This is a genomic window from Sphingobacterium sp. R2 (assembly GCF_040760075.1).
Classification (GTDB): Bacteria; Bacteroidota; Bacteroidia; order Sphingobacteriales; family Sphingobacteriaceae; genus Sphingobacterium.
The window spans coordinates 2,368,553-2,384,473 of the sequence record NZ_CP142884.1 but is presented as its reverse complement, the minus strand read 5'-3'; the positions used below and the strand labels follow the sequence as shown (position 1 = coordinate 2,384,473).

Annotated in this window: 12 protein-coding genes and 1 tRNA gene; 8 read left to right on the top strand and 5 right to left on the bottom strand. The window is 39.5% G+C overall.

Going from position 1 to position 15,921, the window contains the following annotated elements; translation table 11 throughout:
* Positions 1–236: 236 nt before the first annotated feature.
* Positions 237–1,562, bottom strand: a complete 1,326-nt coding sequence (locus VXM68_RS09970; protein ID WP_293955795.1) for a trigger factor — start codon at positions 1,560–1,562, stop codon at positions 237–239.
* 68 nt (positions 1,563–1,630) lie between these two features.
* Positions 1,631–1,712 (bottom strand) — tRNA-Leu (locus tag VXM68_RS09965).
* Positions 1,713–1,861: 149 nt separating this feature from the next.
* Between VXM68_RS09965 and VXM68_RS09960 the strand changes: the two genes are divergently transcribed.
* The 4 genes from VXM68_RS09960 (at position 1,862) to VXM68_RS09945 (ending at position 5,662) form a co-directional block, all read left to right on the top strand.
* On the top strand, positions 1,862–2,473 hold the full coding sequence (locus tag VXM68_RS09960; RefSeq protein ID WP_367211162.1) for a hypothetical protein: 612 nt from the start codon (positions 1,862–1,864) through the stop codon (positions 2,471–2,473).
* Positions 2,470–2,772 carry a transcriptional regulator gene (locus tag VXM68_RS09955; protein ID WP_293955797.1) on the top strand — a complete coding sequence of 101 codons (303 nt, stop codon included), beginning with the start codon at positions 2,470–2,472 and terminating at the stop codon, positions 2,770–2,772. Before VXM68_RS09960 ends, VXM68_RS09955 begins: the two co-directional genes overlap by 4 nt.
* Before the next feature lie 50 nt (positions 2,773–2,822).
* Positions 2,823–3,314: a hypothetical protein gene (locus VXM68_RS09950; RefSeq protein ID WP_367211161.1), complete on the top strand. Its 492-nt coding sequence runs from the start codon at positions 2,823–2,825 to the stop codon at positions 3,312–3,314.
* Positions 3,315–3,580: 266 nt separating this feature from the next.
* On the top strand, positions 3,581–5,662 hold the full coding sequence (locus tag VXM68_RS09945; protein ID WP_367211160.1) for a prolyl oligopeptidase family serine peptidase: 2,082 nt from the start codon (positions 3,581–3,583) through the stop codon (positions 5,660–5,662).
* A gap of 411 nt (positions 5,663–6,073) precedes the next feature.
* Here VXM68_RS09945 and VXM68_RS09940 read toward each other — a convergent pair whose 3' ends face one another.
* Both VXM68_RS09940 and VXM68_RS09935 read right to left on the bottom strand, forming a co-directional pair.
* Positions 6,074–7,021, bottom strand: a complete 948-nt coding sequence (locus tag VXM68_RS09940; protein WP_294185712.1) for an MlaD family protein — start codon at positions 7,019–7,021, stop codon at positions 6,074–6,076.
* Positions 7,022–7,082: 61 nt separating this feature from the next.
* Entirely contained in the window at positions 7,083–7,883 is an 801-nt protein-coding gene (locus tag VXM68_RS09935) for an N-acetylmuramoyl-L-alanine amidase (protein ID WP_293955801.1), read from the bottom strand.
* A 156-nt stretch (positions 7,884–8,039) separates the two neighbouring features.
* Here VXM68_RS09935 and VXM68_RS09930 point away from each other — a divergent pair, with 156 nt between their 5' ends.
* The 3 genes from VXM68_RS09930 to VXM68_RS09920 all read left to right on the top strand — a co-directional run bounded on the left by VXM68_RS09930 (position 8,040) and on the right by VXM68_RS09920 (position 13,658).
* Positions 8,040–10,715, top strand: coding sequence for a putative LPS assembly protein LptD (locus tag VXM68_RS09930; RefSeq protein ID WP_367211159.1), 2,676 nt, complete (start codon positions 8,040–8,042; stop codon positions 10,713–10,715).
* Positions 10,716–10,891: 176 nt separating this feature from the next.
* The gene (locus VXM68_RS09925; RefSeq protein WP_367211158.1) at positions 10,892–12,196 is read left to right on the top strand and encodes a competence/damage-inducible protein A; all 1,305 of its coding nucleotides are present in this window, start codon (positions 10,892–10,894) and stop codon (positions 12,194–12,196) included.
* A 112-nt stretch (positions 12,197–12,308) separates the two neighbouring features.
* Positions 12,309–13,658, top strand: a complete 1,350-nt coding sequence (locus VXM68_RS09920) for a dihydrolipoamide acetyltransferase family protein (RefSeq protein ID WP_293955804.1) — start codon at positions 12,309–12,311, stop codon at positions 13,656–13,658.
* Between the two features lie 76 nt (positions 13,659–13,734).
* On the opposite strand, the gene VXM68_RS09915 is transcribed toward VXM68_RS09920, so the two are convergent.
* Positions 13,735–15,111, bottom strand: a complete 1,377-nt coding sequence (locus VXM68_RS09915; RefSeq protein WP_367211157.1) for an MATE family efflux transporter — start codon at positions 15,109–15,111, stop codon at positions 13,735–13,737.
* Positions 15,112–15,351: 240 nt separating this feature from the next.
* Here VXM68_RS09915 and VXM68_RS09910 point away from each other — a divergent pair, with 240 nt between their 5' ends.
* Positions 15,352–15,873 carry a twin-arginine translocase TatA/TatE family subunit gene (locus tag VXM68_RS09910; protein WP_367211156.1) on the top strand — a complete coding sequence of 174 codons (522 nt, stop codon included), beginning with the start codon at positions 15,352–15,354 and terminating at the stop codon, positions 15,871–15,873.
* Positions 15,874–15,921 lie beyond the last annotated feature (48 nt).

Genomic DNA, 15,921 nt, shown 5'->3' with positions numbered 1-15,921 from the left:
ACTTTCAATTCCAACAGCCCCAACTCCCATTCCAACCGCATTGTCCCTATTCCATGAATTCATGTCGATTCCAACAGCATCGCTTTTGTATTTCAGCTCCATATAACTGCCGACTCAGGCGATTTGCGGATGATCTGAACAATAAAAACTACTGTAAAAGCTGCGGCCGCGCTGCGAAGACAATAAAAAAAGTCCCTTCAGTAGAATGAAGGGACTTTTTTTTATTTAAAAATCGCTTAGGATAATTTCTCGAATTCTTTGTATTCGATTTCTTCCGGATTCAATTTAACTAAACCCTTCAAGTGATCAAATACCTTCAAAGCTTTAGCTTCTTCAAACAAACGATTACCTTGTTCGCGATCTTGCAATAATTGAATTGCAAATTGGTTTAACTGCTCATCAGAAGGCTCCTCATTGATGTTATACATCTTGATTTGCGCATAGATGCGTTCTTTCGCTAAATTGATCACCTCATCATATTTAACTTCAAGACCGTTTTCCGTAACCACACGATTTTCAATGATCGTCCATTTCAAGTTGTTTAAGAAATCGGCAAATCCTTCGTTTAATTCTTCTTCAGAAATACTTGGATTAGTTGCTTTCAACCATCTTTTTAAGAACTCTTCAGGGAACGCTACATCAACCTTTTCCATACCAAAAGTATACATGTCATTACGTAACTTTTGATCAGAATTTTGTTTGAATAAGTTTTCGACTTCTTCTCTCACTTTTTCTGTGAATTGAGCTTCTTCCGTCACTTCACCTTCAGTAAATAATTTATCGAAAAATTCTTGGTTAAGATCAGCTTCCTCTAGACGGTTGATATTCTTAACAGTCAACTCAAATTTAGTGACGTCCAAAGCAGTTGCTTCCTCTTCGGTAATACCTAATATCCGTGCTAAATCTTCTGTTTTAAATGCTTTCTTAACATCAATCTTAACGACATCGTCCTTTTTAAGACCAACCAAAGATTTTTTGACCTTAGCATCTTCTACAATATCAGTACGTATAGAAGTTGTTTTCTCTAAGCCATCCTCTTTATCTTGTTTCAATGTTGCATACAATACATCACCTTCTTCAGATACTTCTGGATTAGTCATTTTTCCATAGCTACGACGCAAGTTCTTGATACGATCTGCCAATGTTTCTTCATCAGCTTTGATTTCGTAAGAAGTAAATTCAGTCTCAGCAGTGAAAGGCAATTCAAATGCCGGAGCAAGACCAATTTCATATTTAAAGTTGAAATTGTCTTTATAATCCCAGCTGTACTGCGCATCATCTTCCAAAGGAAGTGGCTGACCTAAAACTTCTAATTTATTTTCAGTAATGTAATTGGTGATTTTTTCATTCACTAATTTATTGACCTCATCAAATAAAATAGACTTACCATAAGTACGTCTGATATGTCCAACAGGAACTTGACCTGGACGGAACCCTGGCAATTTTGCTTTTTTAGCTTGCGCTTTAATCTCTTTGTCGACTTGAGGATTATAATCTTCAGGTGCTAATGCGACGTTGACTACCGCATTGATTGCATCTACATTCTCGTGTGAAATATTCATACTCTTTTTAGCTATATCGCATTCATAAAAAAATCCTCCCGAGGTTTTAAGTTCGGGAGGACATCAAGTGCGGAAGAAGGGACTCGAACCCCCACGCCTTGCGGCGCCAGATCCTAAGTCTGGTGCGGCTACCAATTACGCCACTTCCGCATTAGGATTTCTTTTGATGCCACAAAGATAGAAACCAAACGTATATCCTGCAAGTATTTTCTTCTCTTTTTTTTATTTTTTTCCAATATTCCGCTAACCACTTGCATAATTCATTATTATTCATTTACTTTGAATATCAAAGTACTTTTATGGAACAGAAAGATTTATATAAAGAGCTTGGGCAGATCAGATTATTAATGGAAAAATCATCCAAATTTGTTTCAATAAGCGGATTATCGGGCGTCCTTATGGGCTGCTATGCGCTCGTGGGAACTGTATTAGGATACTATATTATATATCAGCCTCAAGGTGCCGAACTATTCGGAAGCGAGAATTTGGAGAGATCCCAAGTGCTTTTGATCATTGCGCTGACCATTTTATTCTTATCCTTAGTGACTGGATGTGTTATGGCGCGTAGAAAGGCTAGAAAAAGTAAACAGTCCATTTGGAATATGACAAGTAAATCACTTTTATTTACAGTTTCAATTCCACTGCTTGCAGGTGGCTTCGTATCGGCACTGTTTTTTATCCAGGGGTACTACCAGATGGTTGCCGCTATGCTGCTTATATTTTATGGACTGGCATTGACTGCAGGGAGTATTTATACCTTTTCCGAAGTGAAAGCACTAGGTATAATAGAAATCTGCCTTGGCTTGATCGTACTAGTTTTTCCGGATAAAGGATTACTTTTGTGGGGATTGGGATTTGGTGTGTTACACATCATCTATGGTTTTATCGTTTACAAAAAATACGAATCGTGAAATTAGATCTTTCTCTATATGACAAAATATTTGAAAACAGAGTGCGACTCCAGATAATGAGTGTTCTCGCGGCAAATGAGGAATACGATTTTAATTCTTTGAAAGAATTGTTGGAGGTAACTGATGGTAACCTTGCCTCCAATCTGAAAACGTTGGAAAAGGAAGAATATATTGTTGTAGAGAAAAGCTTTGTCGAACGTAAGCCAAATACCCGATATAAAAGAACTCCTAAAGGACTAAAAGCATTTGAAAATCACCTTGCTGCACTAGAAAATTTAATAAAACAACAATACAAATAATTTTTTTGCCGATTTACTTTGAAAAACAAAGTACTTTTAAAAAGAGAAAAATGAAAGAAATCAGATTAAAACTCATGTTATACCTATACAATTCGTCCTCCAAAGTGTATGCGAACATCTTCAAATGGAACAAAAAACCATGGGGAATCTCAAAAGCAGATTTCATGAACTATCCAATTGGAAGCATTGGACATAACTTAGGACTTTTCTATAAAAGTAAGGGTTTCGATGTCATGCCCAAATTGGAAAATCACGATGTCTTTCATATCTTGACTGAAACCGGAACAGAAATACAGGATGAAATTGCCATGCAATTCCTTCTGCTGGGTAATGGAAAGATCAGCTTGTATCTTATTGCGATGCTTCTTATTGGCGGTACTTTATTCCCCGAACACTTCGGTTACTGTAAAAGACACTTTCAGAAGGGCCGATCGCTCCAAAGCTTTCACCGTTTAGAATTTAAAGAAATTCTGCACTGGCAATTAACGGAGATCCAAGTTGCCTTATACAGTAAAAATATTCAAATCAACTTAAACAGCTGAGTCATGAACTATTATTACTTGCCCCGCTTTCATTAATAAACGATATTATTGAAAGCACCAAAATAGCGAATAAGATCGGTCAGTATGAATATCTAACAACGTCATCTTTATGCGGTATTGATGCAAATGTTGCGTAAAAAATATAAATCAGGCATCCGACTAGTGATATCAAAAAGAGATCCTATTTTTATACTGCGTCTCACAATTATTGCCAAATTCTGTAACTTGCGAAGAAATTTTTCAGCGGCATAGAGACTTTTAAACAGATGAAAAAACTTACAATACTTACAATAGCAATTATGGCTTGCAACCTAAGCAATGCACAAGAAGGCAAAGACGGAAAAAAAGATAATAAATTGACATCGGAATCGTCGCAACCAATTACTCCCAGCACACTTTGGGATCTTGGACGTGTTTCGGCTGAAGGACTTTCTAAAGATGGTAAAACACTGGTGTATGGAGTCTCCAATTATAGCTTGGAAAGTAATTCAAGTGAAAAAAATCTATATACGGTTTCACTCACCAATGGAGCCGTTCATCAGTTCACCGATCAGAAAGGTGGTGAGTCAGTGGTTCAAATCGAAAAAAATGGCGATGTTATCTACTTGTCCAAAGGCCAACTCTGGAAAAAAAATCTGTCAATGGGAGAAGCAGTCCAATTAACGTCTGGTGACATGCAATTGGAAAATGTTAAGTTTTCACCCGACGGAAAACAAATACTCTTCAGCCAGTCCGTTCTAGTAAAAAAATACCACAGCACGGATAAATACCCCGAATTGCCGAAGTCAGACGTTTATATCTATGACAACTTAGATTATAGACATTGGGACACCTTCAACGATGGTAAGTTCAGTCATCCTTTTGTAGCGAGTTTTGTGGATGGTAAAGTTGGTGAGCCGGTAGATCTGTTGAAGGACCAACCCTTCTATAGTCCGCAGGCGCCATTTGGTGGCGCTGAAGATTTCACTTGGTCTCCAGATAGCAAGGCCGTGTTGTATGTCTGCAAAAAGAAATTCGGAACAGATTACGCCGTTAGTACCAACACCGATATTTACAGGTTTGACATCGCTACTGGAACAACATCCAACTTAACTGAGGGAATGAATGGGTATGATACCTCCCCAACATATTCTCCCGATGGAAAGAGCCTAACTTGGCTAAGCATGAAGACCGATGGGTATGAATCGGACAAAAATGACATCATATTATTTGACAAAAATAGTTCCATCCGTCTTAACCTAACAGCGCATTGGGACGGTACAGTCAATAGCTTTATTTGGAGCAATGACAATCGAAAAATCTATTTCACCGCTGCTACGAAAGGCACCGTACAATTATTTGAGCTTGAAGTCCCTACCAATATCAAAACAAAAGCCTTACCTAAGATCCATCAAATTTCAGCCGGCGACTTTGATATCACGGGCATTGTAGGCCAGGTAGCTGATAAATTGATCGTCAGCTCCACAAAATTCACCCGCGCAACCGAGATCTTTAGTTTTGACCTAAAAGGCAAGTCCTTAACTCCTGTCACCAGAGTCAATGATGCTAAGTATGCAAGGATTAGCGAAAACAAAATTGAGAAACGTATCACCAAGGCATCCGATGGAGCAGATTTGTTTTCATGGGTCATTTATCCACCAAACTTTAACCCCGCAAAAAAATATCCAACTATACTTTATTGTGAAGGTGGCCCTCAATCTGCCCTCACGCAATTTTATTCATTCCGCTGGAACCTCCAGTTAATTGCATCGCAAGGTTATATTGTGATTGCGCCAAACCGTAGAGGGATGCCTGGTTGGGGTGTAAAATGGAATGAGGCTATTTCTCAAGACTGGGGAGGTCAACCTATCCAGGATTACTTAGCAGCCATAGACGACATTTCCAAAGAATCTTACGTAGATACCGCACGCCGTGCGGCCATTGGAGCCAGCTATGGTGGCTATTCGGTTTACCAATTAGCGGGCGTACACCAAAACCGTTTCAAGACGTTTATTGCGCACAATGGGTTGTTCGATATGAGAAGTTGGTATGGAACCACGGAAGAACTATTCTTTGCTAACCATGAATTGGGCGGTGGATATTGGGAAAGCAAAAATGAGAAATCTTACACAGCGTTCAATCCGATTGAAAAAGCAAATAATTGGCACACCCCGATTTTAATCTTTCAAGGTGGAAGAGATTACCGTGTTCCAATCGGACAGGGGCTGGCGGCATTCCAATTGGCTCAGCTCAAAAAGATTAAGAGCCGTCTAGTCTACCTTCCAGATGAAAATCACTGGGTACTGTCCGGGCAAAATGCGCAGGTTTGGCAAAATGAATTTTTCACCTGGCTGAAAGAAACCCTTTAGGTAGGAAGGTGAAATCGTCCATCAAGTTTTAATGTTGTTACCGAAAACGCCACGCCATGCGTGGCGTTTTTGTTTCCACTCAATTGACCTTCTCATTCTCCGCGTTACAAATCCATACCAAGTTAATCATTATCCAGGGGTTTACAGGGGGTTAACAGGGGGGCTACAGCGGTTTACCCCTATTAACCCCTTGTTACCACCCTGTAAAAATGGAGTTAAATCGGTGCTAATGTAAAACTTGGTATAAGCTTGCTAACTAGAAGGTATTGGTTACAAGCACACAATGCAGGGGAGCAAATTTAAGACATTGAATGGGTTGACGAATTACAATCCCAAAAGTCAACCTCTTGAAAACAAAAAAGCCTGCAATATGCAGGCTTTCGCTATAAGATTATTTGTGTTTTCTAAACGCTACTTTTCACCCTTTTTTCCAAAAATAGAAAGCTTAATATATTTTCCAGGATTCTCTTTAACATCCTTCATCAGATAATCCATTTCTTTTGAAGCGTTATTCAGATTATTATATAAAGCTTCATCATTAAGCAATAATCCAATAGAACCCTTACCGTTGTTAATCTTACCGGTAATCTCCTGAAAATCATTCACGGCTGTATTTACTTTGTTCATGGTGTGTTCAAAATCCAATCGGGCGGCTTTGTCTGTGATATTATTTAAATTGGACATAATCGCATTGATCTTCTCTCCATTTTGTGAAAAGTTGGATGTAATTGATTCCATGTTGGCCATGATGCGATTGAGTCTTCCCTTTTCGTTTCCAACTAGGCCTTCTACGTCTTTTGTGATTCCTTCCACATTTTTCAATGAGGTAGATATGCTATGAATGCTTCTTTTAAAGTCGTCCTGAAACTCCTTATCTAAAACATTATTCACAACGGACAGTGTTGAATCTAGTTTAATGGTAATGGTTTCGATCCTCTTTTGGATAGGCTCAACCTTATCCATAATATTCGGTTGGACACCTGAAGCTAAAAAATCACCATCCTTTGCTAATTCCTTACTGTTGCCCATTTCAAAGACAATCGCTTTACTCCCCAGCAAATCTGTACTTGAAATTCTGGCAATTGTGTTTTTCGGCACGGCGTAATCAGAGTGAATTTTAAATTCTGTCTTAATTTTGCCATCAGGTTGGAGAATCATCTTGGATACACGTCCGATTTGATACCCGTTCACTAAAACAGGCTTGGATGGAGTTAATCCATCAACGGCCTCGTAGGTTGTGTAATAGGTGTTATCGCTACTAAAAACATCATTCCCTTTTAGAAAGCTATATCCAATAAATAATAAAACTATTGCAACCGTTGCTAATATGCCGACCTTCGTCTCGTTTGATATTTTCACAAATAATCTATTTAGTAATGATCATTAATTTAAGTTTAAAACAGCACAAAAGCAAATCTGTTTAGCGTTCTACGGAATTTTTATAGATTTTTATAGCAGAAACCAGATTATCAACAATCTCTTGTTGTCCCGCATCAGACAATAAGTAGCTTTCCTCTTCTCTATTACTTATAAATCCAATCTCGGTCAATACCGCTGGCATACCCGCTTCCGCAAGTACAGCTAACCCTTTCTCCCAGAAGCCTCTACTGTATCGACCAGCTTTCACGTACTCCCCCTCTATCATTTGCGCAAGACGTATACTTTTTTCGCGAAATCGATTTTTCATCAATGAGAAGATGATTGCACTTTCGGGATCTTTGGGATCAAATCCCTGATAGTTTTCTTTATAATTGGATTCCAATAATAAGGATGCATTTTCACGAACAGCAGCATCCTGTTGGCCTAAACGATGTGAACCGGAGACCAACGTTTCGGTACCGTGCGCACTAGAACCACTGGAATTACAGTGGATTGATATAAATAAATCTGCTTTATTAGCATTCGCTAAACGTATACGTTTATAAAGTTCCACAAATTCATCGGTCGTCCTTGTGTAGATGATCTTAATACCAGGAATATCTTTCTGAATCTGCTTTCCTAATTTTAAAGCCACATCTAAAGCGACATTTTTTTCCAAAGATCGTCTTCCTTGTGCACCGGTATCCTTACCACCATGGCCAGCATCAATTACGATTGTCCTTATTTGGTACTCCGGAGGCTCGGGCTGCCCATTGTTTAATTTGAAAGAATTCAATAAAAAAAATCCCAAAGTAGCCAACATGACGCTACACCATTTTCTAATTCTTAAATCTGATTTCATTGAATAATTATTTGCTCTACTATAAACGAATCAAAATGAGTCAATATTATTTGTTGAATAGATAACGATATTTAACATATTTTCTATTGCTTTTTTGACTAATTTTGTCTCTCGAAGTTTAACATTATTTCACAAAAATAACATTTGTCTTTAATTTTGAAGTCGTTAATCAACATTTTAACACTATTTATCATTCTTGCAGTGAGCACTGCTAGTCATGCTCAAAGTAGTATTCCATTAAAACAGAACGGACTTCAAAGTAAGAACCCTACTTCGACGACCAATAAGTTGCAAGATACCAGTAAGACTAAAACGGGCGACACGACCAAATCTGTTCGGGATACCACCAAGAAAAAAGGAAGTGGCCTGCAGGCAGAAGTCAGCATTATCGCGGTGGATTCGCAAAAATCCGAAGTTGCAAAAAACATCAGTCACCTTTATCGTGGTGCAAAGGTTAAATATCAGGATTTTGAACTTTCTGCTGATTATATCCGTCTTGACCGAAACAAGAAAAAGATTTTTGCTTCCGGAATTTATGATAAAACCGGCAAATATGTAGGGCGTCCTATCGTTATTATGGGAAATGGCGAATCACCTAAAACGGTGGATTCACTCTATTATGATTACGAGAAACAGGAAGGAAATACCTATGGTATTATGACCGAGGTGGATGGTGGATATATCCAGGCCAATATTGTTAGAAAGAACATTTACGACGAAATGTCTATCTATAAGGGGCTTTACAGTACTTGTAATCTGCCCTACCCACATACCCATTTTGGTATCCATATTACAAAGGGTATTGTCACTAAAAACCAGATCATTTCAGGACCAGCTTATCTAGTGGTCATGGGCGTACCAATGCCTGTGGCATTTCCCTTCGCTTTCTTTCCAAAACCGGATAAAAGAGCTTCTGGCTTTCTCTTTCCTTCTTTTGGAGAAGATTACACCAGAGGGTTTTCCATGCGGGATTTGGGCTGGTATTTGGCCTTCAATGATTATTGGGATAGTGAAATTCGAGGTTCATTGTACTCAAAAGGTTCGTGGGAAGCCTCCATCAATACACGCTATACTGTCAATTATAAATTTAACGGTGGTTTTAATATCCGTTATGCCAATACCAAAACAGGCACCGAAGGAACCCGAGATTATGGTTCCAATAAAGATTTTAACGTCACCTGGAACCACACCCAGCGCCAAGAAGCCAATCCCGGAACGTCTTTCTCCGCCAGTGTAAACTTTGGTACATCATCATTCTATAGAAATACCGGTACAAGTAGTAACCAGACAACCTATCAGAACCTAGCGCAAAACAGAATGGCTTCCTCAATCAGTTATGGGAAAGTATTTGCAGACGGTAAGGTAAACCTGACAGCCAGCTTAACCCATAATCAAAACATGGCGGATAGAAGTATACAAATGAGTTTACCGAACATCAGCTTAAACGTCTCTTCTTTCAATCCATTTGACAGCAAGGACCGTGTCGGCGAACAAAAATGGTATCAGCGTATCAATGTAGGTTATAGTTTCCAGGCACAGAACTCGGTGAGCACTAAGGATACGTTGTTATTTAAACCGGGGGGCTTCAAAAAATTCCAAAATGGTTTCCAACACAACATCCCGATCAGTTTGTCGCTAAACGCGTTTAAATATTTTCAGTTTAACACCAGTGTCAATTATACAGAGCGCTGGTATTTGCAAAGCACCAGACAACGCTTTGATAACACAGCTGCAGGTTATACGCAACGTATTGACACCGTCCAGGGATTCAATCGTGCTTACGATTACTCCGTATCCACCGGACTTTCGACCAAGATCTATGGTATGTATCCCAAGATCGGTAAAATTCAGGCCATCCGACACGTGGTTACACCGTCCATCAACCTGAACTATAGACCTGACTTTTCGGATCCGAAATATGGCTTCTATCAGCAGTATAACGACCAATATGGAAATAGAAATGTATACTCCATTTTTAGTCAGGGTGTGTATGGCTCTCCTTCCGCAGGAAAATCAGCAGGTATAGGTTTTTCCATCGACAATAACATCGAAGCTAAAGTGAAAAGCAAATCGGATACCACAGATGGAGGGTTTAAGAAAATCCCTATTCTTCAGGGTCTAACCTTCAGCGGAAATTATAACTTCGTTGCCGATTCACTTAAATTGTCTCCTATCACCTTCTCTGGCCGTACCGCTTTTTTCGACCAAAAGATGAATGTCAACTTCAACGGTACTTTTGACCCCTATTCAGTGAATGAAAATGGTGTTCGCGTCAATCGATATGCCATAAAGGATGGTAGCCTGGCGCGTCTGACAAATTTCGGTCTTTCTTTTGACTATAGCCTGAACCCCAAAGCTGCAAAATCACGTAATAATAACATCGATTCGTTAAGAAAAGAAATGTCGGGCGCAGGTATGACTCCCGAACAGGCACAGGCCTTAGCTCGAATCAGCTCAGATCCAAATGCATTCGTAGATTTTAATATTCCTTGGAATCTTGCGGCATCGTTCAGTTTCAATACGTCCAAATCATTCAACTCGAGCACGCGGAGAATGGAGAGCCAATTTACAAGTACCTTAAACTTACATGGTGACTTCAGCGTTACGCCAAAATGGAAAGTTACTTTTCAATCGGGATACGATTTTAAACAAAAGGAAGTGGTCATGACCTCTTTCAATATCTATCGAGATCTGCATTGCTGGGATATGTCGTTCGGCTGGATGCCTTTTGGGCGATACCGAAGTTATAATGTGACGATCCGGGCTAAGGCCTCGATCTTACAAGATCTTAAGCTTACAAAAAGAGCAAGTTCAGGAGGCAGTTATTTTTAAAATAACTGCTTTTTCTTTTCAGAAGCCCCCTATCAAATGCATATTAATCGTTCCGCCGAATCGCAATTTTATGTAAGTTTATATCCTGAATCGTCCGATGTTGATTTTTTATTTTTAAGCTTTAGCGTAAGGAAACTGTATGCTGAAAGGTTAGGAAGATCAAACAATATACCCAAATGCATATGATCAATTACGGCGAAGTGTTAAATAATTACAACAAGATGAAAGCAGAGATTATTACCATAGGCGATGAGATCCTCATCGGTCAGATTATTGATACCAATTCGGGGTGGATTGCCAAACAATTACTCCGATTCGAAGTCGATATCGTTCAAATGACATCGATCCCTGATACAGAAGAAGCTATTTCAAAAACGCTGAAAGACGCCTCTTCCCGGGCAGATTTAATTTTAATCACCGGAGGTCTAGGCCCAACCAAAGATGATATTACTAAAAAAACAGCTGCAAAATATTTTGAAACAACCTTGGTTCGCGACGAAAATGTACTTCGTCATGTGACAAATATCTTTGAATCGCGTAAGTTAAAAATGCTTGACATCAATCTGCAGCAGGCCGATGTACTCGCAAATTGTGAAGTCTTATTTAATGACAATGGTACTGCGCCCGGCATGCTGGTAAACCAAGGCGAAAAGCGGTTTATATTTATGCCCGGAGTTCCCTTTGAGATGAAATTTCTGATGGAAAAACACGTACTCCCATTGTTAGCAAAACAAGATCCAGACCTGTTTATCTGTCACGAAACAATCTTGGTCGGAGGTATCGGTGAATCCTATTTAGCAGAAGAAATTAAAGATATCGAAACCGAACTGCCACCTAACATAAAATTGGCCTATCTACCTACATTGGCATTTATCCGATTAAGACTATCCGGAAAAAGTAGAAACAAGTCTGATATTATGCTTCAAGTTGCTCTTTTCAAAAAGAAACTTATCCATCGTCTACAGCAGTATGTTGTAGCAGATTATGATACGGGCATAGAGTCCCATCTGGTCAAAGAGCTCACCCATCGGGGCAGTACCCTCACTACGGCAGAAAGCTGTACTGGTGGTAGCCTCGCCGCTTCAATCACTTCAGTAGCGGGAAGCAGTGCTGTATTTCTTGGCGGCACGATTCCCTATTCCAACAAATTGAAACACCAACTGCTCAACGTCAATGAAGAAACATTGGCTCAATATGGTGCCGTAAGTGAACAGACCGCAATCGAAATGGCCTCGGGCTCAAAAGCAGCGTTCTCTTCGGACTATGCCATCGCAACGACTGGAATAGCCGGTCCAGGTGGGGGCACCGCTGAAAAACCTGTTGGAACGATCTGGGTGGCTGTCGCCGGGAAAAAAGAAGTTATAACTAAAAAGTTTCAATTTGACAATGACAGGCTCATCAACATCGAACGTACACGAATGAATGCCCTTTTATTATTATGGCAACTATTATTAAAAGAAAAAGAACAAGAAGTACGATAAGATAAAATAATGTTTTTAAAAAACCGCTATTTATGGAATAATATTTTAAATTGTTGAAAGTAAACCACAATTTAATTAACTTCGTTTTTCTATAACGAGATTGCTAAAAAATATGGCTTTATATAAACTCTTACTCCCAAAAATGGGAGAAAGTGTATCCGAGGCAACAATCACAAAATGGTTAAAACAACCTGGTGACCGGATTGATGAAGATGACACTTTATTGGAAATCGCAACTGACAAAGTTGATTCAGAGGTACCTTCTCCCGTAAAAGGCGTTCTAAAAGAGCAACGTTATACCGTAGACCAGACCGTCCAAGTGGGTGAAGTCGTTGCAATTATAGAAATTGAAGGCGAAGATGAAGAACCTACGCCTCCTCAACAAGATATTACAATCCCTTCAGCGACAAGCTCGGAAGAGCCTACAGCTTTGAACATACCAGGTATCGAACAGTTGCATAATGTCGAGGCTGATGCAACTTCGGCTCAGTACGAGAGTACGCTTCGTTTCTATTCCCCTTTAGTGAAGAATATTGCTCGTCACGAAGGATTGTCTCAAGACGAACTTGACCGTATACAGGGGACGGGAGCAGAAGGAAGAGTGACGAAGGAGGATATCTTAACGTATGTAGCGCATAGAGATTCATCATCCAAATCTGAAAAAGCTATTCAGACAGATCAGGCTGAAACACGCACGGAATCGCCCAAAATAACCGTAACAGCTCCATCCCATGTTCATACCGTTGCAAATGGCAATGATGAAATCATTGAAATGGATCGCATGCGAAGAATGATTGCAGACCATATGGTCAAAAGCACGCAGATTTCTCCCCATGTATGTTCATTTGTCGAGGCAGATGTAACGAATTTGGTTTTGTGGCGCAATAAAGTTAAAGATGCCTATAAAAAGCGTGAGGGAGAAAATATTACGTTTACCCCTTTATTCATTGAGGCTATCAGCAAAGCACTTAAAGATTTCCCATTGGTCAATATCTCGATCGATGGTTACAATATCATTAAGAAGAAAAACATTAATATCGGTATGGCGGCCGCATTGCCTAATGGGAATCTTATCGTGCCAGTAATCAAAAATGCAGATCAATTGAGTTTAGTCGGATTGAGTAAAAGTGTAAACGACCTCGCACAACGGTCGAGAGCAAATAAATTAAAACCCGACGACACACAAGATGGTACATTTACATTCACCAATATAGGCGCTTTCGGCAATATAATGGGCACGCCTATCATTAATCAGCCGCAAGCTGCAATCTTGGCAGTAGGTTCAATAACAAAAAAACCAGCAGTAATAGAAACGGAATATGGCGATATGATTGGTATTAGACATATGATGTATCTATCCCTCTCCTACGACCATCGCGCAATTGATGGAGCACTTGGAGGTACATTCTTAAAACGCGTTGCAGATTATTTGGAAAATTGGGATACGAATAGGGTAATCTAACATCCAAAATCGATCAATAAAAAAGGCTCTGTCAGTTGTTACTGACAGAGCCTTTTTTTGATGAGTATATACTTTTCTATTTCAACAAACTTTGTTCAAACTGCATTTTCTTCTTCTTGATTACCCGTTGAAATCGCAGATAGAGTAAAAGAGAAGAAGTCAACAAGCCTAATGTTAGCCCATACCATATTCCCTGGATGCCCCAGTTAAATACTATCCCCATTAGATAGCCGCTTGGCAAACCAATAATCCAATACGCAACAAATGTAATAATGGTGGGAATATTGACATCACCCATGCCCCGTAATACCCCAAGACCGACCACTTGTGTGCCATCAAACAATTGGAAAAGTCCCGCTATGATCAACAGTTGAGAAGCAATAATAACGACGGCATGATCTGATGTAAAAATATAAGGCAGAAAATTGTTCAGCAATGCAAACAAACAAGCTGTAATCAACATAAAGATCAATACCAACTGGTATGAAGTAATCGCAAATCGTTCAAGACGAAAAAGATTTCTATTCCCATAACTATTCCCCACCTTGATCGTGGCAGCAGCAGCAATTCCGCTTGCCATCATATACGTCATGGCAGCCAGCTGTATGGCTACCTGATGGGAAGCTTGCGCCGTAGCACTTATTGTACCGGCTAAGAGGGACGCCCCGGCAAAGGCCCCAATTTCAAAAACATATTGCATCGCTACTGGCGCTCCAATCCGCAATATTTTAAGCAGTCGATCCCAATCGATTAGGGTCACTTTAAAATATTGGATATACTCCTTGAATTTCTGCGACCGTAACACATAGGTCATCATGACAGACATCATGAGCACACGATCAATCAATGTACTATATCCAACCCCTTTGACCCCCATTGGACTGATGCCAAACATCCCTTTGACAAAGATGATTGCCAAAATAATATTCAGTACATTTCCCCAAATAGTTATATTCATAGCTTGTTTGGTAAATCCTAATCCCTCGGCAAATTGCTTGAACGTACTGAAAACCATCAGCGGAAGCATCGATAAGCTAAGGATAAACAAATAAGGCTTCGCTTCCTTCACCACCGCCGGATCTTGGTCGAGGTGATCGATAGCCAACATAGAACCAAAGTAAACTAAAGCAAACAGCAAGAGACCCGACAGAAGATTTAACCAAAAACTATTAGACAACAAGATGGCACACTCTTTCTTATTATCACGACCATTCTCTTGCGCAATCAATGGCGTGATGCCATACGCGATACCCAATCCAATAACCATAACAACCATGAAAACAGCGTGCACTAATGAAACTGCTGCGAGTGGAATAGTCCCTGCAAAATGTCCTACGATCACACTATCTGCCGTATGTACCAAGGTATGTCCTAATTGTGATATGACGACTGGCCCCGCCAATACTATCGTACTTTTGTAATATGGCTTGAAAGTTTTAAATTTTCCCAACATAGTTGATTTCTCAAAAAATAGCCACAAAAGTACGAAGATATTTCCGTCCTATCGTCATATTATAAAATATTTAGCAAAAATACAATCATTTACGGGCACTAGACAAGTACCGTTTGTTACGTAATTTTTATGTTTCAAATACCTTAAAAATATCTTAAATTTACTTTCGGGTCTAAAAACTATAGAAATATAAATGTAACTTAGCATCTAGTTAGTAATCAAAAGAAGAGGAAAAAGAGTATGTACAATCCAGTAATAGCATTTCTAAACATCGGTACACAAGAGATGATCTTAATTGTGTTTGCAATCTTGTTACTTTTTGGAGGCAAAAAGCTTCCCGAATTGGCGAGGGGTTTAGGAAGAGGGATCCGTGAATTCAAAGATGCGTCAGAAGGTATAAAACGTGAGATTTCAGATCAAATCAATAATTTCGAAAAAGATATAGACGTTAAGCCAGAAGTAAAAGAAGAAGCTGTTCCTAGTGACGTACGTTTGGCTGAAGAAAAGGCCCAGACGGCGCACCAAGAAGAGGTTAAACCAGATGAAACTGCACAGGTATCAGAAATAGAACAGCCAAAGAAAAAATATGAGTTCACCACACCCGCCGGTGTCGTCGAACACAATCCCCACAAGCAACCGGATTACGGAGAAGAACCATCTCATATTACTTACGGATATAATGATCATTTTGCTGAAACTAAAAACAACGAAGTAGAAGATAAAAAAGTTCCTGAGCAGGACAATACCCATAAGCCTGCCTAATTTTACTATTTTAGTTTATAATTAGATATACTTAGAGCTGTTGAATCA

Excerpts from the sequence above, each read along its gene's own strand:
- VXM68_RS09970 (WP_293955795.1), bottom strand. The coding sequence starts at position 1,562 with ATGAATATTTCACACGAGAATGTAGATGCAATCAATGCGGTAGTCAAC.
- VXM68_RS09945 (WP_367211160.1), top strand. The coding sequence starts at position 3,581 with ATGAAAAAACTTACAATACTTACAATAGCAATTATGGCTTGCAACCTA.
- VXM68_RS09950 (WP_367211161.1), top strand. The coding sequence starts at position 2,823 with ATGAAAGAAATCAGATTAAAACTCATGTTATACCTATACAATTCGTCC.
- VXM68_RS09920 (WP_293955804.1), top strand. The coding sequence starts at position 12,309 with ATGGCTTTATATAAACTCTTACTCCCAAAAATGGGAGAAAGTGTATCC.
- VXM68_RS09915 (WP_367211157.1), bottom strand. The coding sequence starts at position 15,111 with ATGTTGGGAAAATTTAAAACTTTCAAGCCATATTACAAAAGTACGATA.
- VXM68_RS09910 (WP_367211156.1), top strand. The coding sequence starts at position 15,352 with ATGTACAATCCAGTAATAGCATTTCTAAACATCGGTACACAAGAGATG.
- VXM68_RS09960 (WP_367211162.1), top strand. The coding sequence starts at position 1,862 with ATGGAACAGAAAGATTTATATAAAGAGCTTGGGCAGATCAGATTATTA.
- VXM68_RS09935 (WP_293955801.1), bottom strand. The coding sequence starts at position 7,883 with ATGAAATCAGATTTAAGAATTAGAAAATGGTGTAGCGTCATGTTGGCT.
- VXM68_RS09925 (WP_367211158.1), top strand. The coding sequence starts at position 10,892 with ATGCATATGATCAATTACGGCGAAGTGTTAAATAATTACAACAAGATG.